Source organism: Wolbachia endosymbiont (group A) of Nomada flava (assembly GCF_964027055.1).
Lineage (GTDB): Bacteria > Pseudomonadota > Alphaproteobacteria > Rickettsiales > Anaplasmataceae > Wolbachia > Wolbachia pipientis.
In genome coordinates, this window is record NZ_OZ034725.1 from 106044 (window position 1) to 132051 (window position 26008).

Annotated in this window: 16 protein-coding genes, 2 tRNA genes, 1 rRNA gene and 6 pseudogenes; 13 read left to right on the forward strand and 12 right to left on the reverse strand. The window is 36.5% G+C overall.

Features of this window, described 5'->3' with window-relative positions; all coding sequences use genetic code 11:
- Nucleotides 1–23: 23 nt before the first annotated feature.
- Nucleotides 24–3227: pseudogene (locus AAGD70_RS00595) on the reverse strand (phosphoribosylformylglycinamidine synthase subunit PurL).
- Between the two features lie 100 nt (nucleotides 3228–3327).
- Here AAGD70_RS00595 and AAGD70_RS00600 point away from each other — a divergent pair.
- Both AAGD70_RS00600 and AAGD70_RS00605 read left to right on the forward strand, forming a co-directional pair.
- A complete protein-coding gene (locus AAGD70_RS00600) occupies nucleotides 3328–6144 on the forward strand; it encodes a WPE palindromic element domain-containing protein (RefSeq protein WP_174525408.1) in 2817 nt (938 codons plus the stop codon).
- 127 nt (nucleotides 6145–6271) lie between these two features.
- On the forward strand, nucleotides 6272–6412 hold the full coding sequence (locus AAGD70_RS00605; RefSeq protein ID WP_156518032.1) for a hypothetical protein: 141 nt from the start codon (nucleotides 6272–6274) through the stop codon (nucleotides 6410–6412).
- A gap of 716 nt (nucleotides 6413–7128) precedes the next feature.
- Here AAGD70_RS00605 and AAGD70_RS00610 read toward each other — a convergent pair.
- Nucleotides 7129–7201 (reverse strand) — tRNA-Gly (locus AAGD70_RS00610).
- A gap of 172 nt (nucleotides 7202–7373) precedes the next feature.
- Between AAGD70_RS00610 and AAGD70_RS00615 the strand changes: the two genes are divergently transcribed.
- On the forward strand, nucleotides 7374–7994 hold the full coding sequence (locus AAGD70_RS00615; protein WP_341814086.1) for a ribonuclease D: 621 nt from the start codon (nucleotides 7374–7376) through the stop codon (nucleotides 7992–7994).
- A 90-nt stretch (nucleotides 7995–8084) separates the two neighbouring features.
- Nucleotides 8085–8917, forward strand: a protein-coding gene (locus tag AAGD70_RS00620; RefSeq protein ID WP_341814070.1) for an IS5 family transposase whose coding sequence is annotated in 2 segments (ribosomal slippage) — nucleotides 8085–8451 and nucleotides 8451–8917 — 834 coding nt in all. Because the reading frame shifts where the segments join, the coding sequence is not laid out codon by codon here.
- Between the two features lie 158 nt (nucleotides 8918–9075).
- On the opposite strand, the pseudogene AAGD70_RS00625 reads toward AAGD70_RS00620, so the two are convergent.
- The 7 genes and pseudogenes from AAGD70_RS00625 to hemF all read right to left on the reverse strand — a co-directional run.
- Nucleotides 9076–9255 (reverse strand): annotated as a pseudogene (locus AAGD70_RS00625) (RsmE family RNA methyltransferase); the annotation flags it as partial.
- 31 nt (nucleotides 9256–9286) lie between these two features.
- Nucleotides 9287–10111, reverse strand: a pseudogene (locus AAGD70_RS00630) (IS5-like element ISWpi1 family transposase).
- A 40-nt stretch (nucleotides 10112–10151) separates the two neighbouring features.
- Nucleotides 10152–10673 (reverse strand): annotated as a pseudogene (locus AAGD70_RS00635) (16S rRNA (uracil(1498)-N(3))-methyltransferase); the annotation flags it as partial.
- Between the two features lie 28 nt (nucleotides 10674–10701).
- Nucleotides 10702–10773: transfer RNA gene (locus tag AAGD70_RS00640), tRNA-Glu, on the reverse strand.
- A gap of 68 nt (nucleotides 10774–10841) precedes the next feature.
- On the reverse strand, nucleotides 10842–11192 hold the full coding sequence (locus tag AAGD70_RS00645; RefSeq protein ID WP_245611069.1) for a hypothetical protein: 351 nt from the start codon (nucleotides 11190–11192) through the stop codon (nucleotides 10842–10844).
- A 50-nt stretch (nucleotides 11193–11242) separates the two neighbouring features.
- Complete coding sequence (locus tag AAGD70_RS00650; protein WP_245611068.1) at nucleotides 11243–12040, reverse strand: hypothetical protein; 798 nt, start codon at nucleotides 12038–12040, stop codon at nucleotides 11243–11245.
- An 80-nt stretch (nucleotides 12041–12120) separates the two neighbouring features.
- A complete protein-coding gene (gene hemF / locus AAGD70_RS00655) occupies nucleotides 12121–12945 on the reverse strand; it encodes an oxygen-dependent coproporphyrinogen oxidase (protein ID WP_064124995.1) in 825 nt (274 codons plus the stop codon).
- Between the two features lie 160 nt (nucleotides 12946–13105).
- Here hemF and AAGD70_RS00660 point away from each other — a divergent pair, with 160 nt between their 5' ends.
- From AAGD70_RS00660 to AAGD70_RS00670, 3 genes and pseudogenes are all read left to right on the forward strand, one after another.
- The gene (locus tag AAGD70_RS00660) at nucleotides 13106–15586 is read left to right on the forward strand and encodes a response regulator (RefSeq protein ID WP_065095054.1); all 2481 of its coding nucleotides are present in this window, start codon (nucleotides 13106–13108) and stop codon (nucleotides 15584–15586) included.
- A gap of 90 nt (nucleotides 15587–15676) precedes the next feature.
- On the forward strand, nucleotides 15677–16519 hold the full coding sequence (locus AAGD70_RS00665) for a ParA family protein (RefSeq protein WP_006280226.1): 843 nt from the start codon (nucleotides 15677–15679) through the stop codon (nucleotides 16517–16519).
- Nucleotides 16516–17367 (forward strand): annotated as a pseudogene (locus AAGD70_RS00670) (ParB/RepB/Spo0J family partition protein). Before AAGD70_RS00665 ends, AAGD70_RS00670 begins: the two are co-directional and overlap by 4 nt.
- Before the next feature lie 191 nt (nucleotides 17368–17558).
- Here the strand turns inward: AAGD70_RS00670 and AAGD70_RS07720 are convergent.
- Both AAGD70_RS07720 and AAGD70_RS00680 read right to left on the reverse strand, forming a co-directional pair.
- Nucleotides 17559–17735: a hypothetical protein gene (locus AAGD70_RS07720; RefSeq protein WP_410529688.1), complete on the reverse strand. Its 177-nt coding sequence runs from the start codon at nucleotides 17733–17735 to the stop codon at nucleotides 17559–17561.
- Nucleotides 17736–18244: 509 nt separating this feature from the next.
- Nucleotides 18245–18859 carry a hypothetical protein gene (locus AAGD70_RS00680; protein WP_065095124.1) on the reverse strand — a complete coding sequence of 205 codons (615 nt, stop codon included), beginning with the start codon at nucleotides 18857–18859 and terminating at the stop codon, nucleotides 18245–18247.
- A gap of 153 nt (nucleotides 18860–19012) precedes the next feature.
- Here AAGD70_RS00680 and AAGD70_RS00685 point away from each other — a divergent pair.
- From AAGD70_RS00685 to AAGD70_RS00705, 5 genes and pseudogenes are all read left to right on the forward strand, one after another.
- Nucleotides 19013–20517, forward strand: a 16S ribosomal RNA gene (locus tag AAGD70_RS00685).
- Between the two features lie 100 nt (nucleotides 20518–20617).
- Entirely contained in the window at nucleotides 20618–20995 is a 378-nt protein-coding gene (gene sdhC, locus AAGD70_RS00690) for a succinate dehydrogenase, cytochrome b556 subunit (RefSeq protein ID WP_010963112.1), read from the forward strand.
- Nucleotides 20992–21348: a succinate dehydrogenase, hydrophobic membrane anchor protein gene (gene sdhD, locus AAGD70_RS00695; RefSeq protein ID WP_010963113.1), complete on the forward strand. Its 357-nt coding sequence runs from the start codon at nucleotides 20992–20994 to the stop codon at nucleotides 21346–21348. The genes sdhC and sdhD overlap by 4 nt, the downstream gene beginning before the upstream one ends.
- 84 nt (nucleotides 21349–21432) lie before the next feature.
- Nucleotides 21433–22668, forward strand: coding sequence for a hypothetical protein (locus AAGD70_RS00700; RefSeq protein WP_065095123.1), 1236 nt, complete (start codon nucleotides 21433–21435; stop codon nucleotides 22666–22668).
- A 112-nt stretch (nucleotides 22669–22780) separates the two neighbouring features.
- Nucleotides 22781–23092, forward strand: a pseudogene (locus tag AAGD70_RS00705) (sugar phosphate nucleotidyltransferase); the annotation flags it as partial.
- 155 nt (nucleotides 23093–23247) lie between these two features.
- Here AAGD70_RS00705 and ltrA read toward each other — a convergent pair.
- On the reverse strand, nucleotides 23248–24498 hold the full coding sequence (gene ltrA, locus AAGD70_RS00710; protein WP_218914941.1) for a group II intron reverse transcriptase/maturase: 1251 nt from the start codon (nucleotides 24496–24498) through the stop codon (nucleotides 23248–23250).
- A gap of 517 nt (nucleotides 24499–25015) precedes the next feature.
- Between ltrA and AAGD70_RS00715 the strand changes: the two genes are divergently transcribed.
- Nucleotides 25016–25936: a sugar phosphate nucleotidyltransferase gene (locus tag AAGD70_RS00715; protein WP_245611091.1), complete on the forward strand. Its 921-nt coding sequence runs from the start codon at nucleotides 25016–25018 to the stop codon at nucleotides 25934–25936.
- Nucleotides 25937–26008 lie beyond the last annotated feature (72 nt).

The window sequence follows — 26008 nt, forward strand, 5'->3', positions numbered from 1 at the left end:
CGTTTATCAAATCGTCTGTAAACCTAAGTCACTTTAGCTATATAATAACTATTTCCCAAATCTTTTAGATTTACTTTTAAAACATCCTTTATGTTTAGCACCTTTTTCTCTGTTACTTTGCCAATACATGAATAAACTGCACCTTCAAACAATTCTTCAAACCTCTTCTGATTTTGTGGTGCAATAGTAACCAAAATTCTACTTTGCGATTCAGAAAACATTATTATCTTGTTTATTATGTCTGTATTTTGTATTTTTCCTATTGGCACTAGTGAAAGATCGATTTCAGCACCAAGGTCTCCTGCAATTAGCGATTTTGCCAGAGCAACAACTAATCCGCCTAAGTTTGGTGCAATTGCAGAGGCAATTATGCCATCTTTTATTGCCTGGTTGTAACGCTCATACAACTTCCTAGCGCTCTTTGCATCAACTTTTGGTACATTGTTATTATCTATTCCACTGTATAATTGATATTCAGATCTACCAAGTTCATCAAGTGTTTCTCCAAGCACGTATATTAAGTCCCCCGGCATTTTCACATCAAGCGATACTGCATTTTCAATATTCTCTATAACTCCAATTGCTGAAATGAGTAGTGAAGGTGGTGCAGATATCATCACTTTCTCGCCATTTTCGTCATATCCCTTAAAGTCGTTAAACATACTATCTTTTCCGGATATGAATGGTGTTTTAAATGCAGTTGCAAAGTCGTAACAAGCCTCTGCGGCTCTCTTTAGTTGCCACAACCTTTCTGGATTATAAGCATCACACCAACAAAAATTGTCGAGCAACGCTAGATGATTTATATTTCCTCCTGCAGCTACGTAATTGCGTATGGCAGTGTCAATCGCACATGCTGCCATATGGTAAGTGTCAATTTCCCCATAACTCGAGCCAAACCCTTGCGATTTTACAACACCTTTATTTGAAGAAAGGATTGGCCTTGAAACAATAGCTTCACTGCACACTCTTCCCTTGCCCTGCAATGGTTTCAGCACTGACGACCCTTGAACCTCATGGTCATATTGCACCACTATGAACTCTTTGCTGCGTATGTTTGGTCTGCTTAGCATTTCTTTTAGTTCAAAGGTGTCATGCAAGTAGCTGACACTGGAATCCATTTCACGCTCAGCTCCACCATCGTATGGGTTTTGGCATAAGACGTTTGCAGGCAAAGCCTGCTGGATCCCAGTGTCAAGCACTGGGATGACAGGAGAGGGTTCCGGAATGACAGCAGATCGATTAGATTCTCCAGTCCACGGCTTTGTCTGTAAATGCACTTTGGGATTACCATCATGCAGAAATTCAGTTTCGATGTCCATTATTACTTTCCCTTCAGGACATTTAACAACAGCTTTACCACTTTCGTTAAACTCTCCAATTACACAAACCTCCACATCATGTTTTTTCATGATTTGTTTAAACATAGGGAGATTTTCTTCTGGCACTGCTAAGGTCATTCTCTCTTGTGATTCTGATATCCATATTTCCCATGGAGCCATACCATCGTTTTTAAGGAGAACTTTGCTCAAATCAACTTCAAATCCATCTTTTCCCATTTCACCGATGGACGATGATAGACCGCCTGCTCCATTATCTGTTATTGCATTATAAAGATCGAGGTCTCTTGCTTCCAAGGCGGCATTGGATAATTTTTTTTGTGTTATAGGGTCACCAATTTGCACAATCGTTGAAGGGCTGTTTCCCGACAAAGCCTCTGAAGAAAACGTTGCACCGTGAATTCCATCTCTTCCAACTCTTCCGCCAATAATTACGATTTTATCGCCGTTTTTAGGCCCTTTGATGTGTGAAGGTACATTATTTATACTGCGCGGAATAATTCCGACACTGCCAACAAAGACTAACGGCTTTCCACAAAATCTATCGTCAAAATATACCGATCCAAGTTGTGTTGGAATACCAGAGCAATTACCAGCAACATTAACGCCATGAATCACTTCTTTCATTATATATTTTGGCGGTAAAATCTCATCGGTACGCTCCTTGTCCCTATAAAATTTGCCTTTTGCTTCTTTGGCAAAGCAGAAATAATAGGTATTCATTATAGGCTCCGCGCCTTTCCCGAAACCCACTATATCACGATTAACTCCAAGCACTCCGGTCATTGCTCCACCAAACGGATCAAGTGCCGAAGGGCTATTGTGGGTTTCAACTTTATCTACAATCAAGTAATCATCATCAAAAATTATTCCTCCGGCATTGTCGGAGAAAACTGACACACATATGTCAGAATTTATCTCACGCGTTGCACGCTTTATATAATGTGCGTATAGGCCATCTTTTATTTCATCAATAGGGGAGCAAAAAATATTGTGTTTACAATGTTCAGACCAAGTCTGTGCCAGAGACTCAAGTTCAATATCATATGGATTTCTACTGAGTTTTTTAAAGTAATCCTTTATAGCTTTCATTGCTGCCAGCGAGAGCCCTAAAGTGCCATTACCATCGATTCCATCTCTGCTGATTTTCTCAAGTTCTTGGTCACTCACATTTAAGTTAACAGATTTGGCTTTGCCATTAATGGTGTCATTTGAGTAGCTGATACTGGAATCTACATCTTTTTTCTGGATCCCAGTGTCTGGGCACTGGGATGACAAGTAAGAGAGCGCTGAAGAGTTTGCTTTGTATTTACCATAATATTTCCAGCTATAGTTCTTACAGATAAGTGTGCAATACTGAGTGATAGGATTAAATTCTTGTTTTATGTCATCTTCAGTTGGCATGCTTCCTTTACCCAAAATCAATTTTGAACTTCTTGCCTTAATCTCAATTGGTGTCATTCCAGCCCTTTCGTCCGTCATCCCAGTGCCCAGACACTGGGATCTATAGATTCCAGCGTCGCGCGCTGGAATGACAGAGGGGGAAATTTGCATGACAGATGGATCGATATAGCCTTTGCTTATTAAATATTCTGTAATAATTTGTTTTGCTGTGTTGCCCACATTGTCAGTCATGCCAGGTAAAAAGCTTATCTCCAAGCCCCACTTTGCTTGTGGTTCTATGAAATCATACTGAACTTCTTCAAGGTTTTCATTGTAGGAATAATAACGGCAGTCTTGTATGACTTTATTATAAAATAGCCCACAAATTTCTTCATATAATTTTGGTGGTAATTCTTTGTGTATATAAATCGAGTAAACGTTGACTAACCATCTGCAGCCAACTTGCTCACATTTATTTAAAACTTCTATTCTGATGTTTGTCATGTAATGTTATAAAAGATTTTAATATATAATAGCATACAAGCACGTTTATATTTTGAATAATTTCTATACAATAAAAGTATTGTATTAATTGTTACTGTTAGTGGGAAGAGTTTTTACCGTTAATGTGGATGAATCCCTTTTCGATGTGCTGGTTCAGCACATATTTTCTGAATATGAAAGAGAAAAAATTCCTGAAGTAAAGATCATACTTCCTTGCAAGAGGGATGTGATAGCGCTGCTGAGTGCATTCAAGAATTATAACGCTAAAAAATGCATAATTTTGCCAGAGATAGTTTCGCTAGAGAACATCGATGAGGAGGATTTAATATTAAATCTTGATAGAGTTAAAGTTATCAATCCAACAAAGAGGACGCTGCTACTCATTCAATTCATATTGGAGTGGAATAGAAAAAATAATGATAATTTTCCAATTGATTTAGCTTATAGTCTGCCATCACTGCTTGATAAAATTCAATCTACCCAAACAACGGATTGTTATCAATTTGATGAACATTCAAAAAAAATAGAGAATTTCATAAGCTTACTCACTGAGACTTGGAGTAAAACTTTAAAAGATTTAGAAGTAGTAGATATATTAAAACATAAGAGTGATTACATAAACAATATGATAACCTCTTTACAAAAAGACCAACATATAATCTTTGTTGGAATTGGAAAGGATAAGTCGTTGATCAAGGCTATATATGATCTGCCATTTGGAAAAATAATTTTGCCTAACCTGAATTTGAAAATTAAAGAGAAAGACTGGAAATCGCTTGATAAAAAACACTATCAATATTGCCTGAGAGATCTGCTCGATTATTTAAAAGTGGATAGAAGGGATGTTAGTTTTCTGCCAGAAGCGTGTTCTGGTGTCATCCCAGTGCCCCGACACTGGGATCCAGAAAACTTAACTTTAAATGAGCGCACCAGGTGGCTGTATAATGAAAACTGGATCCCAGTGTCAGCTACTTGGATGACAGAAGAAAGGGCTGGGATGACAGGAGGTTCTGCGGAATATCTTGATTGCATCTTTGATACAACTGCCGATCTAAGCAAAGTTAGTAGTGGACATGTTGGCAATATTGAAGTCATCACTTGTGATTCCAGAGAGGAAGAAGCACAAGTGACATCATTAATTATAGAAAATGAAGGTTATGAAAACATTTCTTTGGTCGTCTTTGATAAATTACTTGCAGCTCGTATAGCATGTTTATCAAGGCAACACAGTGCCATACCGGAAAATTACCCTTATATAACGCTTCTGCTTTATAGTATCGAAGTTTTGACCTCAAATTGGAGCAGTGTGTCATTACTTTCGCTCCTTAAACATAGGCTAGTGACTTTTGGTTACACTCAAGAAGAGTACACTCGGATTTTATCTGAATTTGAAATAGAGATATTACGCAACTTTAGTACAAATGGCCTGAGCGATATTATAAATGCTATCAATGCCCATAAAAAGCTAAAATACAAAGAAGATATATTACTTATTATCAGTAAGTTAGAGGTTATATTTAATCCTTTACTTCGTTCTATAAATTGCTCTATTTTCGATGTGGTAGCAACTCATTTGCAGTGTATTAATATATTATCTGGTATAAATTTTTCAGAGCTAAATAGTGAAATAGGTAATTTTACCTGTAATTTCTCAAATGCATGTGAGGGTGTAGGAATTAAATGCTCCTTAGAGTTATATAGCCAAATTCTGACCTTATTTTTAGAGAAAGAGTTTTTCTTTGTAGCAAGTGACTTGAATAAATTCAGCTTATATCACAACAAAGTTGTAATACTTGCTGGATTTAATGAAGCGCCAAGCTTTCAAAGTCCGCTTTTGAATGCACTTACGAGAGAAAAATTTAATCTTCCTTCTGCGCAAGAAGAGCAGGGGTATTTTTTTTATACTTTACACAATTTGTTTTGTGCAAGTAAGGTTTATATTACAAGATCGCTAAGCCATAGAAAGCCAATTCTATTGCAGCGTTTGGAAATTCTGCTCAAGGAGGGGAAGCAGCCGTATCGTGATTGGCTAAGGATATTAAATACGCCTGAATGTATTGTTCCATGTACTCAGCCTATGCCAAAACCTCAAACCGAAGTTAGAAAAGAAAAAATGCAGGTGATGTCTTGCAGTGCAATAGAAAAGCTAATTCGTAATCCTTATTCATTTTACGTTGAATATATACTGGGTCTTAAACAATTAAGAGACTTGAATTTTAAGCCATCGATATTGGAATTTGGCACTATGGTACACAACATTCTTGCAAGATATTTACGCAACAAAAAATCGCCAATGAGCATTGCACGAGAAGCATTCTCGACTAGTCAGTTTAATTTTTCAAATATGTGGTGGGTAAGACTACAGAGGGTAATTCAATCTTTTGTCGAACTTGATGAAACTCGAAGCAACTATGTTGAGTTGGAAAAGAGCTTTTCCTGTCCGATATTTCATATTCCAGCGCGTGACGCTGGTTCTTGTGATCAGTATGAAACTGCTTGGATGACAAATAGAGATCTTATCCCTCAAGAAATCTTACTGACAGCAAGATGTGATAGAGTTGAGTATCTACCAAGTGGGCAAGTAGCAATTATAGACTATAAGCTTGGTTCACCACCTTCCAATGAAGAAGTGATGTCGGGGTTTTTTCCGCAATTAATTTTGCAAGCTTTAGCGGTAGAGTATGTGACCGGAAGGGAAGTCTCAGAACTTGCTTATTGGAAACTTGATTATGATAAAATAAAAGTTATTTCTATACAAAATTATAGACAAAAAATGCAAGAATTTCAGAATGATCTGCCAGATTTTTTATCTAATTATTTAAGAGATGCTATTCCCTTTATTGCCTCTCCATATTTCGATAAATTCCTGAGATTTAACAGCTATAAACAGCTAGAAAGGGTAGGAGAGTGGTTGTAAATGGTGTCATCCGAGTACCTGACACTGGTTTCTATCCAAAAGGGTGTCATCCCAGTGCTTGGCACTGGGATCCAGGAAAGTTTGCTTGTAAGCAAGCAAACTAGCATGGAAAGTTTATACTAAATGAATGTTTTTGATGAGGTTGCACAGAAGCTGGATCCAAGTGTCAAGCACTGGGATGACATCATCCTTTTTTGGATTCCAGACTGGAATGACAGCAGTCCTACGTCATACCGCCGCGGTATTTCCAGATCCCGCTAACACGTAGCGGGATGATGGTTGTCAGGGTGTTGTCCAAGTAGCCTCCTTCTTCTGTTATCCAAGTAGCCTCTTTCTTGTCATCCCAGTGCCTAGACACTGGGATCTAGGAAACTTAACTTTACACCAGGTAATAAGAACTGGATTCCAGCGTCACGCGCTGGAATGACAGCAGTCCTACGTCATACCGCGATTCATTCGCGGTATCTCAGCTGCTAACAAGAGATCCCACTAACACGTAGCGGGATGACGATTGTCGTTTAGCCATAAACGTTAAGAAATTTACCAAGCGAAAAAAAGGCAAAAGAAACCCTGGTCATTGTCTATTTTCAGTATTGGCGTTTTTTAAGTCTTAAACACTGCAATTTAGCTGCTTTTAAATGCAACTCACCTTAGTTTAAATGTTTAAGAAATTTACTAAACAGAAAAAAAGGCAAAAGAAATCCCGTGTTAGCTAGTTGTCACTCTCTAATCCTGCAAATTGGCGTACTATACTGTCTTAAACGACTTATAAGCGCGTTTCAGCTTGTGTAGGTAAAAACCTAGAAATATTGTGAAGACATAAGGTGCACATAGTGCAAAAAATTAAAAATAAGACGCCAACTACGTTGTTTTCTTGCTGTTTAATCTTCACAGATGAAGATAACTGAATACCTTCAGTTTCATGATAAGGGGGCTGACGAAATGTGTCAAGGGATTTTTGACGAAATGATTTTGAAAGTAAAGAGCGGGAGAAGGGGTTCGAACCCTCGACCTCAACCTTGGCAAGGTTGCGCTCTACCAACTGAGCTACTCCCGCAATTAAATTAACCTAAATTTACTTAATTATAGGCATATACAGCGATTTGTAAACCCCGTGTACACGAAAAATGTGAGAGCCCATAAATTTGCGTGGTTCCTTCTATGATCTTTTCGTATACTTAAGGCTCATTTTTGATTATCATAAGTTTTTAATTATTCCACAAAGCTTTATGGGAATATTTTTATATAAAGACGACTTGCCAGCTAGTTCAATACCAGATGATGTAAGGTCTATAGCTGTTGATACCGAGGCAATGGGGCTACTTCATAGCAGAGATAGATTATGCCTTGTGCAGCTCTCTTTTAATGATGGCAACGCTCACTTAGTTCAACTTAAGAACGATTATACAGCGCCAAATTTGAGAAAAATATTAGAGGATAAAAATATAACTAAAATATTTCACTTCGCGCGATTTGATGTGAGCATAATACGTTATTACTTGGAAGCTTGGGCACTTCCTTGCTATTGCACAAAAATAGCTTCACGTTTAGTTCGCACTTACACAGATAATCATAGCTTAAAAGAGTTGTGCTTAGAGCTGCTTGATACCAAACTAAATAAGCAGCAGCAATCTTCTGATTGGGGAAACGAAAATTTAACAGACAAACAAAAAAGTTATGCTGAATCTGATGTTTTGTATCTCCACAAGATAAAGGAAAAGCTAGACTTAATGTTGGAACGTGAAAATAGAAAAGAATTGGCCCAAAAGTGCTTTGAATTTCTTCCTACTCGTATTGAGTTAGACTTAATGGGTTGGGAAAACGTGGATATCTTTAACCACCAGATGTAATAGAAGTTTTTTGTTTGTGCAAAACACTTTAGAGGTTGTCCACAAACCAAGGAATACGTAGTATATAAAGAAAGAATATTGAGGTAAGAGATGAGGAAAAAATATCCAACAGATTTAAGTAAAAGGGAATGGGCAAGAATAGAAAAACACTTCAGAGTATCGTACAAGAAAGGAGGAAGGCCACCAAAATACAGTAAGTGTGAGATAGTAAATGCAATTCTTTATATACTGCGCACAGGATGTCAATGGTGCTATTTACCACACGATTTTCCGCCGTGGAAGGCTGTGCATGAACAGTTTAGAAGATGGAAAAAGCAGGGAATTTTTGAGAAAATGAACTATGATATCACTAAATATAGTAGGTCAAAAATGGGAAGAAATGAGGAGCCGAGCGCATGCATAGTGGACAGTCAATCGGTAAAAACCACGGAAAAAGGGGGGTCAAAGGTTATGATGGTGCGAAAAAGGTAAAGGGGAGAAAAAGACATATAATCACAGATACTCAAGGATTTGTGCTTGGTTGCTATGTAGGAGCTGCAAGCGAAAATGACAGAGATGGGGTGAAGATGGCATTGGACGATATGAAGGAAAAATACAGCAATATTAAGAAAATGTGGGCTGATATGGGATACCAAGGAAAATATTTAAAGGATTACGTAAAGAGAGAATATGGGATAGATATTGAAATTGTCAAAAGGCCTCCATGTAGGTTTTGGGTGCATAAAGATACACCACTAGAACTATTGCCACAACGGGATCCTGGATTTTCAGTACAGCCGAGAAGGTGGGTGGTAGAGAGGACTTTTGCTTGGATCAATAGAAATAGAAGGCTATCAAAGGAGTACGATTTACTTACAACATCTACTGAAAGTTTCATATATCTGGCTATGAGTAAAGTTATGTTAAGTAGGGAATATGCTTGATTTACTGGTTTGTGGACAACCTCTAAGATTTAATATTATCTTAGAATACGTTTTTTATTAGCTCCTCTTTAACAACAGACTGCTTCGTGGAGAGTCTACAGAGTTTTTGTGCGCGCAACACTGAACCAGATTTCTTTATCTTAGCCATATTTAAAAATCTAGCTACACCAATTGGTGAAAGTTAGTGCAGCAACCACAGCGGTATCGACCCTTAAAATTCTTTTTCCTAGACTCAATTTTTGACAAAACTTATCGGCAAGATCAAGTTCATAAGATGAAAAACCACCTTCAGGGCCAACAATAATAGCAACATTTTTTTTGCCTTTCAGCACTTTGTCAGCTTTAGAGGTTGTCCGGAAACAAGTAAATTCAAGCATATTCCCTCTTTAACATAACCCTACTCATAGCTAGGTATATGAAATTCTCAGTGGATGTTGTGAGTAAATCATACTCCTTCGATAGCCTTCTATTCCTATTAACCCAAGCAAAAGTCCTTTCTACAACCCATCTTCTTGGCTGTACTTTAAACCCTTGTTCTCTTGTTGGTAGTAGCTCAGGTGGCGTATCTTTGTGCACCCAAAATCTACATGGAGGCCTTTTAACAATTTCAATATCTATGTCATATTCTTCCTTTATGTGATTCTTTAAATTTCTTCCTTGGTATCCCATGTCAGCCCACATTTTTTTAACTTTAGTATATTTTGTTCTCATATTGTTTAATGCTATTTTAATACCATCTCTATCATTTTCGTTAGCAGCGCCTACGTAACAACCTAGTATAAAACCCTGAGTGTCTGTAATTATATGCCTTTTTCTACCCTTTACTTTTTTACTTCCATCATAGCCTTTGATCCCCCCTTTTCTGTAGTCTTTACAGATTGACTATCTACTATACAGGCACTCGGCTGCTCATTCCTTCCTATTTTTCTTCTACTATATTTCATAATTCATTTTCTCAAAAATTCCCTGCTTCTTCCATTGCCTGAACTGCTCATACACAGTCTTCCATAGCGGAAAATCATTTGGTAAATACCGCCATTGACACCCTGTACGCAATACATAGAAAATTGCTTCTAATATTTCTCTTTTGCTATACTTTGGCGGCCTTCCTCCTTTCTTGTATGATACTCTGAAGTGTTTTTCTATTCTTGCCCATTCCCTTTCGCTTAGATCTGTTGGATACTTTTTTCTCATCTTTACCCCGTACTAAAATTTCAGATATTATAGCCTTTTACTTGTTTCCGGACAACCTCTTACCTGTTTCATCACACAAAACAAAATTTTTACTCTGGGAATCAGGTAACTCACAAAAGTTAATAGGAGGCAAAATCTCTGGTATACTTATCCTACCTGATTGTTCCGCTGCTTCGATTGCTTGTAATTTTGCTCTACTTAGGTTAATATTTTTTACCACTGTACGTTCCGTTGAAATAAATTGAATGCAGATTACTCCCATTTCAGTTGCCTGTCTTACTATGTTGTTCAAAGCAGCACTTTTTACCATGGCACAATACAGGTATAAATTTTCCTCATATTGCTGTTGTTTAGTGCATTCTTTGGGTGTAACTTCTGTCAATTTACGCGATATATTAACTACTTCTCCTAACCATTCTCCATCTTTTCCATTAAAAAGAGAGAGATTATCATACTTCTTAAGCCGCATTACATTGCAAATATAGTGACTTTGTTGTGGATTAAGTGCTAAACTCACGCCTTGTGATAAAGCTTCTTCAACATAGAGCCTAATTTTTCCCATTCAAAACTTTAATTATATTCTACTTGAGTGACTCTTACGGGATTTGAACCCGTGTTACCACCGTGAAAGGGTGGTGTCCTAACCACTAGACGAAAGAGTCAACTTGAATCTAACTAGGTTATATCGATTACATATATAAAGTCAATTCAATTATTTTGAATCACATAGTTAGAGGGATATATCAGTAATCTTATATCGACAGCCTCCTATTACTCCATGCTCAATACTCACTGAACCTATCTCAGATTTAGGAGCTAATTCTAATTGTTGTTCAACTTTTGTATCGGAATCATAGCCAGAATCTCTACGCTCATATTTCTGCCTTATTTCTTCTACACTAAAGCCAGCCTTGGTCTTAATTTTTTGATCATTAGTCTGTTGCTGACTTATCGACTTATTAGCACTTAGCTCATTTAGCTTCACTTGCCAATCATTCACTTTATCTTGCACTAACCCATGGCAAGTTCCAGAATTAGCTTTTATGTCTTTTGCTTTTCTTTCTGCTCTTTTCTTGGACAAATCTACCCTAGCATAAATAGGTTCTGACGACTGTTCTGGCTCTTTCTGTTTTAGGCTAGTAGGCTTTTTTGTTCTGAAAGATCATCTATAGTGCAATAAATAGGTTCTTCTGATATACTCAAATAACCACTATCTTCCAATGATAAATTTTCAATGGATTTTTTATGTGAATCATATATTTCAGCATAAATAGATTCTTCTGATACACTCAAATAACCATTCTCCCCTAATGAGTTACTAACCTTAGCATCATACACCTCAGCGTAAATTGGCTCTTTTGAAGGCAAAGCATCATAATTAGTGCTCTTTGGCTTATACTCAAAAGTTCTAGGAGGTTTTTGAGGTGGTATTACATTGTTGTTCACCTCAGCGTACATAGTTATTGGCTCATATTCAGAGGTTCTAGGAGGTTTTTGTTGTATAGCTTCAACATTCAAATCATCTGTAGAATAATACTCTGCGCCTTTTCCTAGTAAAAAGGAAACTGTGGGGTGAAGAATTATCTCTGCTGGTAAGTTTTTCTCACTATCCAATTTTAGATTTTTTGATTCTGCTAAACTCTCAATAACACGAATTATAACATTCTTTCCATTCTCATCTATTGAGTGGATATCAGCTCCACGATTAATCAGCAATTCCATTATTTTGTGATCTGTAGCATGTCCTAAAGCCTGATTTAAAGCTTGATTATTATTTATATCAAATGATCCTGTATTCTTGAGAGACATAGTCTTTGAAAAGAATTTTCTAAAACTATTTAATGCATCATAGAGAATTAGAGTCAGTTTAACACCTTTTATGTCATTGTTTTTGACAGATTTAATTAAAAAATTATCTATTATACCCATGATTATACCCCTATATAAAAGCTCACTACCATGGTACAATTTTAAACTATGATGATTTATTTTTTACTAATAGCAGCTCTCTATAACCACTTAACAAGTGGTGGCATTGACATCATAATTGCATCTGGATTGCCATCAGTCATTAAACCAAACCTTGTGCCACGATCGTATAACAGGTTGAATTCTACATATCTGCCACGTTTTATTAATTGATTTTCTCGTTGTTCTTTTGTCCAAGATTTTTGTATATGTTTACGTATGATGTGCAAATAAATTTCCAAAAAGGCTTCACCTACTGCTTTTGTGAACTCAAAATCGTTTTCCCAGTTGCCAGAACTCAGATTATCATAGAAAATGCCACCAATACCACGCGGCTCTTTTCTGTGTTGTAAGAAAAAATAGTTGTCACATTGCTCTTTAAATTTTGGATAATATCCGGTGTCAAATCTATCACATGTCATTTTGATTGATTCATGGATATACTTGCAATCTTCTTCATTTTTATATATTGGCGTAAAATCCATTCCTCCACCAAACCATTGTTTTGAAGTATATATCAGCCTTGTGTTCATATGTGCTGCAGGGATAAGGGGCGATTGCATATGAGACACTAAAGATATACCGCTTGCCCAAAACTCTCCGTTACTTTCACTTGCACCAGGAATTTCATTAATGGCTGAATCTGCAAATTTTCCGTGTACTTTTGAAACGTTTACTCCAACTTTTTCAAAAACATTACCAAAAATAATTGTAGATTCACCACCTCCACCACCTGGGCGATCCCACTTTCTCTTTTCGATCTTTGGCTCTGCGGATGATTGTTTTTCAATTAATAAGAAAGATTCTATGATCTTATCTCTTAGTGCACAAAACCATTTAAATGCTTGTGTTTTCTGTTTTTCCATAATATCCTCTTGCTAGCTTATTAACATTGTTATATCTGATATTTAAGGAACTTAATTAGATTTGGATGATAATTATCTATCAAAGACGTTAATAAATCTATAATAATTAAATCAATATAATAGAACATTTTCGTATGTACAACAATGCCAAGTAACAATAATGAATAAGAGATACATAGATAACAAAAAAGAGAACAGGGTTGACTTCATACTAAGAAATTATGGAATGTCAATTGTTGTGATGGCAGTTATTATGCTCTTACCTCCAGTAGCAATATCGATACTCTACTTTTTTGATATATATAGTCAGCATATTAATATAGAGATTAATTTATTAGTTAGCATTCTAACAACTCTCTTTATGATGTATAATGTAAAACGCTACAGATACCTACTTAATACTATAGAATTTCAAAATGCAATATTTGCAAATGCACTAAATCATAATACAGAATTTTGCCTTATTTTACATAAAGATGAGGGTGTTATTTATGCTGATGCAAGGTTCTACGAAAGGTTTAAAGATCATATAGATGATGACATTACGTTAGGCAAGATTCTTGAAATAGGAGATGTTTCAGAAGCAGACAAAAAAGTACTCTATCATGCACTAAAAAATAACTCTTCTATACAGGTATGCATTTCCTTAAACAAGAAGAATAGAGTATCTAACTTTCTTTTGCTCTTTGAGCCGATACCAGATAATCCCCAAATTGCTATAAATAGTAATAAGATTTTAAATTTATCATTAGTGCCAATAGCAAGGCCTGATGGGTATTTTGTGTTAAAAGCAACACAGATAAACAAGGAGCAGGTATATGAAGAGTTAATAGAAAAACACAGTATAGGAACTTACATCGCAAATGCCAAAGGGGTGATTTTATCTGTAAATAAAAGATTTTTAGACATATTTGAACTGAAAAAACTGGAAAAAGGTAGCTCAATCAGTGATTTTATATCTCAATCTAAATATAACAATACAACAACCGATAATGAAATTTTGTTTTTTACTATAAGTGGTATTCCATTCAAGGCTTATATGAGCACTGCTATATTTTGTGATAAATACAACCATAGCTATATATATGGCTTTATAACACCAACCGAATCAAATATTGTTGATTATCAATTACACCCTTGTTTTGTAAATTCATCAATTGCTATTGCACAATGTGACATAAACGGCAACTTTGTAAAGAAAAATACGGCACTAATAAAGCTTGCAGGGTCAGATAATAATTCAATCTTTACATTGATATTGGATAGTTATCATGTGAAAATACGTGAATATTTTTCGAGTAATAGAATAAATAATGCGTACTTTGATGTGCAGCTCAACGGCGGTAATAACATAAAAATATATTTCAATAAGTTTCTTCATAATAAAATGATATTCATAATTTGTTATTTTATTGATAATACTGAACACAAAAACCTAGAGATAAAGCTTGAGCATTATCAAAAGATGCAAGCTATAGGGCAGTTAGCAGGTGGTATTGCGCATGATTTCAACAATATATTGACTGGGATAATAGGATTTTGCGATTTGCTTTTACTCCAGCATTCAGCTGGTGATCCATCTTTTGGAGATATAATACAGATACAGCAAAATGCAAAGCGTGGATCAAATTTAGTAAGACAATTGCTTGCTTTTTCAAGAAGACAGACCTTGCAGCCAAAAATTATTGATGTAAATAGAACTATAGCTAATCTTTATGAAATGATAAAAAGATTAATAGGTGAAAATATAAAATTTAACATTTATTATGGTAGAGACTTGGGTGCTGTTAGGGCTGATCAAGGGCAATTAGAGCAAGTTATACTTAACTTAGCAGTCAATGCTAGTGCTGCTATGGAAAAGGGCGGGGAATTAACTATACGAACCTTTAATCAAAAGATTGACTCATTAAATTCTACACCTCAGGATATGTTTTCTCCAGACAAGGAAGCGATTGAACATGGAAATTATGTTGTGATTGAAGTAATTGATACTGGATGTGGAATGACGAGTGATACAACTGAAAAGATCTTTGATCCATTTTTTTCTACCAAAGATATTACCTCTGGTACAGGTCTTGGCCTCTCTACTGTATATGGCATTATTAAACAAACTGAAGGATACATCTATGTTGCTAGCAAAGTAAATCATGGAACTAAATTTAGCATATTTTTGCCCATGGTTTACATATCAGATGAAAATGATAGAGAGGAAGATAGTGAAGAAACAGAAAAACCGGTAGTAAGTGAAATTAAAGGTAATGGTATAATTTTATTAATCGAAGATGAAGATTCAGTAAGGGAATTCATCTCTAAAGCACTCAAAAGAAAAGGATTTGATGTAATAGAAGCAAGCATAGGCAGCGAGGCGCTAGAAATAATCAGTAAAAAAAGTCAACATATAGATCTTATAATCACTGATGTAATCATGCCAGAGGTGAGCGGCCCAGAAATAGTTAAAGAAGCATTGATCCATAGGCCAAATATCAACGTTATTTTTATTTCTGGGTATGCAGAAGATGCTTTTTTAAAGAGTGATGACATCAATATAGAAGATTTTCACTTTTTGCCAAAACCATTCACTCTGAATGAATTAGGAAACAAGGTTCAAAGTGTGTTACACAAAGCAAAAAAGACAGTCTAATTTTAGTGTGATTAGCAACAAAAAAATTTTCTAATGCAAAAGTTTCTTGCATATATACAATAGAATTATTTTATACATAAGATAAAAGGCGTGAGCAAGATTATTGCAATAGTAAATCAAAAGGGTGGAGTTGGCAAAACCACAACTAGTATAAATTTGTCGACAGCCTTTGCTGCTGTGGGAAAAAGCACTTTATTGGTAGATCTTGATCCTCAAGGAAATGCTAGCACCGGACTCGGGATTTCTTATCGTAGTAGGGAAGAAAAAAACATATACAAAATACTACTAAGCAGCGAAAATAAATTGATAGAATCGGCAATTTTCAATATAAAGGAAATTCCGAATTTATCGCTAATTTCGTCAGTAGTTGATTTGTCAGCTGCAGAAATTGAATTATCGCAACTTGAGCGAGGAAAATTCGTACTAAAAAGCGCATTGGAGAAGATACGCGATAATTATGAGTATATAATCATCGATTGCCCTCCATCACTTGGGCTTCTAACCATTAATGCCTTGACTGCTGCTAATTCTATTATTGTTCCTCTTCAGTGTGAATTTTTTGCTCTGGAAGGATTAAGCCATTTAGTTAAAACTGTAGAGCTGATAAAAAGGAATAACCTAAACCCTTTTTTGGCAATAGAAGGGATAGTGTTAACAATGTATGATAGGCGTAACAAACTCAGTGAACAGATTAAAAACGATATTTGCCAGTATTTAAATGATAAAGTATACAAAACTATCATCCCATTGTATGAGACTGTTATTCCACGTAACGTACGGTTATCAGAAGCGCCTTCTCATGGAAAACCCGCTATTGTGTATGATCTTAAGTGTCCTGGTGCACAAGCATATATAAGTTTGGCAAGGGAAATTTTAAAAAAGCACGCGAGCAGTTGTAAGGAGAAGAAGCTAGTGAGCGAGGGCGTAGTATGAAGGATGATAGACGCTTAGGCAGAGGTCTTGCCGGTCTCATAGGCGATAATTATGATAATAAAGAAGATCGACAAGAGTATTTGCCTATTTCATTACTGCACCCAAGCAAATTTCAACCGAGGAAACATTTTGACGAGGAATCATTAAGAGAGCTTGCAAATTCGATAAAGAAAAGTGGCATTATACAGCCTATCGTGGTACGCAAAGATTCAAATGATGATGGTTACGAAATAATAGCTGGGGAACGTCGTTGGCGAGCAAGCAAGATTGCAAATCTTGATAGTGCACCCGTTATCATAAAAGATCTGAGCGACAAGGAATGCTAGGAAGTATCCATTATTGAAAACATACAAAGGCAAGATATTAATCCAATAGAAGAAGGTGAAGCGTATAAGAGACTGATAGATGAGTTTTCCTATACACATGAAGAATTAGCTTCAGCTATAGGCAAAAGCCGCAGCCACATAACCAATATGATTCGGATGTTGTCACTTTCCTGTAGGGTGAAAACAATTATCAACGAAAAAAAGTTGTCTATGGGTCATGCAAGAGCGTTGATTAATGTTGAAAATGCGGAAGATATTGCAGAAAAAATAGTTTCTCAAGGCTTAAGCGTTAGACAAACTGAAAAATTGATAAAAGATTTGCATCAAGGCAACAACCAAAAAGAACAGAAATATACTAGAAATCAAGATATGACGGTAATAGAAGGCGCTATATCTTCTCAACTTGGTTTAAAGATCAAAATTAATGACAACAATTCTAAGGGTAAAGTTATGATACGGTATGATAATCCAAATGAATTGGATTTGATATTGAAAATTTTGAATAGGAAACTTGAGGCATAGCTAGTAGTTGGCTAGCAAAGCAACAAACCAATATCAACTGTTGGTGTCATGAAAGTAGCTGACACTGGAATCCAGGAATTTTATTAAGTTGGTAAGCATAAAAGTATAACTTCTACGTCATACCGCCGCGGTATCCGCTAACAAGCAGCGGGATGACGATTGTCAGGGTAGCTGTCATCCCAGTGCCCTGACTACTTGGATCCAGGAAAAAGAATGGTGTCATCCCAGTGCGTGACACTGGGATCCAGAAGACTTAATTTCAACCAAGTGGCTGCATAATAAAGGCTGGATTCCAGTGTCACGCACTGGGATGACACCCTAGTAGAAATCGTTTTTGTAATTGCAACATTCGTGCAATCTTTAGCCATAAATATTTAAAAAATTTACCAAATGAAAAAAAAGGCAAAAGAAACCCCGTGGTGGTTGGCTATTTACCATGTACTAAAATATCGGCGTTTTTTTTATTCTAAAACGCTTGATTAAGAGCGATTTAGCTGCTTTTAACTTGCAACTAACCTACACCGCAAGTGTTTAAGAAATTTACTAAGCAGGAAAAAAGGCAAAGAAACCCCGTAGTAGCTAGCATTCAAATTCTCCCTTGTCAATTTGACGTTTTTTGCTGTCTTAAACGCTTTGTAAGCGCGTTTCGGCTTATATAGGTAAAAACCCAGAAATTTTTAAAGACATGCGATGCACGTAGTGCGAAAAATTAAACATGAGACGCCAAATACCCTAAGTTTTTTGTCATTAACCTGCACAGATTGCGAAGATAAATAAATAGCTTCAGTTTTATGATAAGGGAGCTGGCGAGGCTTGTCAAGGAAGTTTTTCGTTTCATCCAATGCGCTGCCAAAAGCTATGCAAAAAGTCCAATGAGTTAACTCCCATATATCCTGAGTAATTCTTGTGCATTAGCTTTGATTAGGATAGGGCATTTTCTATCATTTGATAGGGAACGCAATATTTCAGTTGCACCCTTAACGTCGTTATTGTGTATCTTTACTATAGCGATGGCTTCTTGGCTTGAATAAGGGTATACTGTGCTTGATTCTAAATTATCAATTTTGTCTTTATTTATTTTTTCACCGTTGGAGTGAAGTAAGCTCATTACTTCTAAATATTGTGCTAACTCACGCAAAACACCAGGAGCATCTTTATCATCTGCCAAATCATTATAAATAGATGCTGTGTCTGTTGGCATTGAATCTGAGATATGATTGAATGCGCGTTCAAAATTTGCTAAATACTCCCAATTTGAATCTATTTCTTCTAGCAGCGGCTTATTATCTTTTTTTAAGAATAATACTTCGTAAAACTTGTCACCTGCAGTTATAGATTGTTTTGTGTTATCAATGTTGCGCAATAAGTATAATGTGATGCCAACTAACATTGGCGCGAGTGCAAGCAGAAAGATGTATTTTTTTATGGTAATATTCCAAATAGTTATATATTTATACATTAATGCTTTTGATTTGCAAAAACATATTGACATAGTGATTATATCACATAATAATATTCTCAAAGTTGTTTGAATAGTTGGAGATTAAAATATTTCTAAAGTAGAAATAAAGACAGCAGTATTAAGCTAAATTATTTTTTGTCGGATTTATCCGATGTACCCTCAACCTTTTATAGGTTGAAGTCTAAATTTGAGAGTTTGATCCTGGCTCAGAATGAACGCTGGCGGCAGGCCTAACACATGCAAGTCGAACGGAGTTATATTGTAGCTTGCTATGGTATAACTTAGTGGCAGACGGGTGAGTAATGTATAGGAATCTACCTAGTAGTACGGAATAATTGTTGGAAACGGCAACTAATACCGTATACGCCCTACGGGGGAAAAATTTATTGCTATTAGATGAGCCTATATTAGATTAGCTAGTTGGTGGAGTAATAGCCTACCAAGGCAATGATCTATAGCTGATCTGAGAAGATGATCAGCCACACTGGAACTGAGATACGGTCCAGACTCCTACGGGAGGCAGCAGTGGGGAATATTGGACAATGGGCGAAAGCCTGATCCAGCCATGCCGCATGAGTGAAGAAGGCCTTTGGGTTGTAAAGCTCTTTTAGTGAGGAAGATAATGACGGTACTCACAGAAGAAGTCCTGGCTAACTCCGTGCCAGCAGCCGCGGTAATACGGAGAGGGCTAGCGTTATTCGGAATTATTGGGCGTAAAGGGCGCGTAGGCGGATTAGTAAGTTAAAAGTGAAATCCCAAGGCTCAACCTTGGAATTGCTTTTAAAACTGCTAATCTAGAGATTGAAAGAGGATAGAGGAATTCCTAGTGTAGAGGTGAAATTCGTAAATATTAGGAGGAACACCAGTGGCGAAGGCGTCTATCTGGTTCAAATCTGACGCTGAGGCGCGAAGGCGTGGGGAGCAAACAGGATTAGATACCCTGGTAGTCCACGCTGTAAACGATGAATGTTAAATATGGGAAGTTTTACTTTCTGTATTACAGCTAACGCGTTAAACATTCCGCCTGGGGACTACGGTCGCAAGATTAAAACTCAAAGGAATTGACGGGGACCCGCACAAGCGGTGGAGCATGTGGTTTAATTCGATGCAACGCGAAAAACCTTACCACTCCTTGACATGGAAATTATACCTATTCGAAGAGATAGGGTCGGTTCGGCCGGGTTTCACACAGGTGTTGCATGGCTGTCGTCAGCTCGTGTCGTGAGATGTTGGGTTAAGTCCCGCAACGAGCGCAACCCTCATCCTTAGTTACCATCAGGTAATGCTGGGGACTTTAAGGAAACTGCCAGTGATAAACTGGAGGAAGGTGGGGATGATGTCAAGTCATCATGGCCCTTATGGAGTGGGCTACACACGTGCTACAATGGTGGCTACAATGGGCTGCAAAGTCGCGAGGCTAAGCCAATCCCTTAAAAGCCATCTCAGTTCGGATTGTACTCTGCAACTCGAGTGCATGAAGTTGGAATCGCTAGTAATCGTGGATCAGCACGCCACGGTGAATACGTTCTCGGGTCTTGTACACACTGCCCGTCACGCCATGGGAATTGGTTTCACTCGAAGCTAACGACCTAACCGCAAGGAGGGAGTTATTTAAAGTGGGATCGGTGACTGGGGTGAAGTCGTAACAAGGTAGCAGTAGGGGAATCTGCAGCTGGATTACCTCCTTAGGCTTTGCGCATAACTTACCATTTTTAATGATGGTGTTGTTATGTGCTATACTGCTGTCTTTACTTCTACTTTATTTTAATTTCCCGATAACGGAATTTTATGAGTGATAGACCTCTTTCTCCACATTTACAAATATATAAAGTACAAGTTACTAGTTTTTTCTCTATTATGCATAGATTGACTGGTATCTTGCTATTCCTTTTATTAATGATACTTTCTTGGTATTTCATATTACATGTTTACTTTCCTGAGTTACTTATAGTAAGGTACTTAAATGCATTATTATTCACTCCTGTTGCTAAATTAGCTTATGTCTTATGTTTTATAAGTTTTGTATATCATTTTCTTAATGGTATTCGTCATTTATTGTGGGATGTTGGGCTTAATTTAGAAATTACTGGCGTTTCAAGGAGTGCTATACTGCTGACAGTAACGTTACTTCTTTCTACTATGGCTTTTTTATTTATGTTTATATGAGTCAATCTGGAAATTCAGTACATCATTGGTGGGTTCAGCGTGTTTCTGCGGTAATTTTACTGTTCCTGTTTCCTTGGTTTATCTATTCATTTTCTTGCACATTTTATACTGATAGCTCTTTGTCTTTTAGTGAAAAATTTATTAATCACCCTCTAGAGCTTTTATTTTTTGTTGTATTGTTGTTTTGCATTTTTTGGCACGCAGTTCTTGGAATGCAGGTAGTATGCGAAGATTATATACACAGCGTACCTTTGAGGATTTTTACAATTACATGCATAAAGTACTTATCAAGCATTACTTATATAACCCTCGCTTTTACAATCTTTATCTTCTACAGGCATATTTTCTTGTAAAATCACCGGTGCTGTGTTAATATATTATTAGTGTACTAGTTTTATTATTGAGCTATAGCATTATAGCGATTTTGGTTTAGCAATATGTTAGAGACATTGAAAAAGTGGGGAACGGACCTTACGCTAAAAGTGAAGGATCTATTTACCTCACCTGAATCTCAAGTTTACGTCAAAGACCTTAGAAAGGTAATGGTATATAAGGATGGACGAAAATGCCGGTACCCAAAAAATTATGATGAGATTGTAAGGTCTGGAAAAATTATAGAAGAAAAAGATAGCAGTGGAAAACTTGTAAAAGATGAAGAGGGAAATCCAAGGTACCAACTTGAATATAATGGATACAAGTTTAATCTAGACTTAGTTAGGAAAATTGATAAAAAATCCTACTTTACTATTGACTTTTTAGTTGATAAAGCTAGGCGTGAGGTTAATGATTATAGTAAATTTTATAAGCCATTTAAGTTTTCAAAAATCGATCTTGAAAAACACGTGCCAATTTTTGAAGCTCAAAAACCTAAGGATCCTCAATATCCATTTGAATTAACTAACTCTTCTGTGCTAATTAAAAAGGTGAAAAATAAAGAAGGTAAAGTTCAGGAAGTTGTCGATGAAAAAGGAAGAAATGGAAAATTATTATACACTAGTGATTACAAGAAGCTAAGCACCCATTTTTCAGAAATTAGAGATCAAAATGGTAATCTAGAGCTAGATAAAAGTCTCATATCTGTTCCTATTGTTTTTGCTACAAGCTTGGCTAAAGTTTGTACTAAATTGTTGACTTCTCTTCCTATAAAGTTAGGGAAGCATTTAATAAGCAAACAAAACCCAATTGCAAAGTCTTTTGGTTATCTTTTATTTACTCCTGCAATGGCAATAAAAAATTTAGTGAATATGGGAGCTACCATACTTAAGGCTCCAATTTTATTGTTTGTAGCAAATAAGAAAAAATATGGTGATGCTTACTTAACTATGTTGGAATGTCAATTGAAAGAATGCTGGAAAGAAGCAGAGAATGATTTTAAGGTAGTTAAAGATGGTAAAAGAGAAGCAAAACAAAAAGAAAATCGCCCTGATCTCGACCCAATTATAGGCACATGGAAAGAGCTTAACGCCAGGAGGCCAGATATTGAAAAAGACTTGAAGAAACAAGAGAATGATAAAGGAATCAGCAAGAGTAATGAAATACTAAAGAGTCCTGAGGAAGAACAAAATAAGGGTAATGAAATATTAAGTGGTAAAAGCAAAGGTCATGTTGAGAAATTACAAAATAGAAGAAATTCACAGCAAGGGCAAGGCGCTACACACACTCACTCTCCTTAGCCATTACTTTAAATTGATACCTACCCTCTATTTAATCATTTTACAACAAAAACTTGCATGCATTTTGCCCTCAGTATAAGATATTAATTATTTAATCAACTTTCTTAACTAAATGCGCCCTGTAATATTGTGTGGTGGTAGTGGTAGCAGACTTTGGCCTTTATCTAAGCCAAAGCAATTTCAGAAAATATTTAGTCAGAACACTATGTTTCACAACACTTTGTTGAGGCTAAAAAGCGATTATATGCCGCCCATAATTTCTACAAATATACAGTACGAGTCATTAGTGATGGAGGAATTACATGCGCTGCAAGAATATAAAGTGATTTTCGAACCAGTGAAAATTGGAACAGCAGCGGCAATATTAATTGCTGCACTTCTCTGCAATGAAAACGAGACAATGTTAATTCTGCCTTCAGATCATTTCATAGGTGATTTGAATAGTTTTTATGCTTCTACTCAAAAAGCGTCTAAGTTAGCCTCTGAAACTAACTCTATGGAGAGTAGACCAGGAGAACTTCCCTCCTGGCCCCTTCCAGAACCCTACGTGAAACTCGCGCTTCATAAGGCTCCCACTAGTCATTGCCCTAACCCTATACTCAATTTCCAGTGCACAAACAGACTTGGTCTGCTCTTTGCAGTTCTTTCTAGTACCTTAGCTGCTTTGGTTTTGTGTCCTCTCAGCTTTTTGTACTTTGTCTGGAACCACTTTCTGAGTTTCCTATTAAACATTCTTATTATGCTATCTAGTGCAGTTATATGATGCTTCCCGTAATAGTTAAACCATCCTCTCAGGATTGGATTACATATTCGTGATATATCTTCTATTTCCAAGTTTGTTCTTCTAGCAAATTTCCAGCTTCTAATTTCTTTCTTCATCTTGTTCAGACTTTCTTTACTTACAGTTGGAGTAAAGCTTACAAACAGACTACTATCTTTTCTATTTCGTACAAGTCTTTTTCGAAATTCATATCCAAGAAATGTAAATGATACATTCTCATGATTATCCCTTCGTTTTCCATCTTGACAATAGATAATTTTGGTCTTCGTATGTTTTATTTCCAATTTGCAAATCTTCAGTCTCTGTTCAAGTTGACCAAGAATTAGTTGTGCTTGACTCTTGCTTACACAATGTATAACACCATCATCAGCATATCTTGCCCACTTTACACTTGGATATTCTCTTCTCATCCACATATCAAAGCTGTAGTGCATAAATAGGTTGCTTAAGATAGGACTTACTACACCCCCTTGCGGCACCCCACTGAGACGCTTTATTTTTGTCCCATCTTTTTGCTGTATCTCTGCACTTAGCCATCTTTGTATATATAAGAGAACCCACTTATTTGTGGTATGCTTTCTGACTGCTTTCATCAGTAGATTGTGGTCTATGTTGTCAAACATTCCCTTGATGTCGAACTCTATTAACCAATCTTGGTCGAAGCATCGCCTTCTCGTTTTTCCTATGGCATCTAATGCTGACTTATTTGGCCTATAACCATATGAATCCTCATCAAATACCTTCTCAAGTTCTGGTTCTAAAACACTTCTCACCACTTCCTGTGCTATACGATCGGCAACAGTTGGTATCCCAAGTGTCCTTGTTCCTCCTTCTGTCTTAATTATATCACAAGCCTTGACTGCTGGTGGAAAATAACTACCAGAAGATAGCCTATTCCATAGCTTGTAAAGGTTCTTGCTTAAGTCTTGATCAAACTTTTCAATTGTTAGATCATCAATACCTGCTCCTCCTCTGTTTTCTTTAACTCTTTTATAAGCCGAAAACACTAGAGATTTCGGTATATCAAAAGGCTTTGTTCGTTCAATCATTTTCATCCTCCTTCAAGTTGAATGATTTACTAAAGTCGACTAGCTCAACCCCTTCGCTCCATAGTCATTACAACCACTTCTTCACTACTACGAGTTGATCCGCCCCAGTGATTTGCATTGCTACTCTAAAGCTTGAGGATTAGCCTCTTGCTTATCTCGCTTTTCATCAAATCGACTGGTTCCTGCAGTTCCTTATTAAAGCCCAGATCAGACTCGCGCCACCTTTATGCCGAACACCACCTACACAGTAATCAGGTTTCTTGTAAGCTCATTAAGAGGAGAACGACTCACTCCTCCTTTCGATGTTCACTTCCCTTTTCGACACGTTCATCAGTGGTTCACTTACGTTCGCCTTTCTGATCCACACCTTCCAGCTCTTACGCTGATTTTTCCTTAACGCTTATGACCCTATCTCTTAAATAGAGCCACTTAAGGTGGTTTGAAACCTGCTCCTGAAAACCGATTTCGAAGGACCTTCCTTCATCTTCAATAAAGCTTCTCACAAACATTACTTTGTTTGTTACTGCAGCACACAGTCACTTTTGGGGTTAAGCCTCATGAATTCAATTCTGAATACGGCTATATAAATGCAGTATATGATCAGAAAGAAAAATGTCATATAGTGAAAGATTTTACAGAAAAGCCCGAGCGTAAGTTAAGTAACGATCATTATTGGAACTCTGGAATATTTGTGTTTAAAGCAAAACGCTACATAGATGAGATCAAAAAATCTGCCCTGAATCTTTACAATTTATGTTTTAAACATTTCACACCGCAAGAGAGATTTCTGTATTTAAAACAACGAGATTTTGCAGGAATTGAAGGCATATCCATTGATTACTTGGTGATGGAGAAAGCAAAAAACGTTGCAATGATAGAAGCTAATTTCGATTGGTTGGATGTTGGAACTTGGAATTCAGTTTTAGAATTGAGTGAGAAGTTTAGTAAAGAACCGGTGTCATTTCAGCATGTGATTAGAGAAAAAGAACCAGTTTCAACGACAGAAAGTAATAAAAATTTATTGGGTGGAGCTTGTAAGCAACCAAACAAAAGTCTAATTTCGTTTATTCATAAAGTTAAGAAAGTAAAGGCGATAAGGAAAGAAGTTAAACCATGGGGATTTTGTAGTATAATTTTAATGAGCGAAAATTTTCTTATAAAATATCTTTTTATAAATCCATTAAGCTGCACTTCTAAGCAATTCCATCACTATAGAGATGAATACCATATAGTGCTATCAGGAGTTGGGTATGTTAGTTTAGAAGACAAAGAATATGCTATAGTAAAAGACCATATGATAGAAATCCCAAGGGAAGTTTCCCATAGGATTGAAAATAGAAGCACAAGCTTTCCACTTGAAATAGTTGAATTTCAGATAGGAGAGCATTTATCTGATAATGATATAGTGAGGTTGGATGATGTATATGGAAGATTTTGAAATTCTAATGTTAAAGATACTCTATAAGTCTGCTAAATTTAAGGAAGCAAAAATCTCTAGTTTTCAAATAAA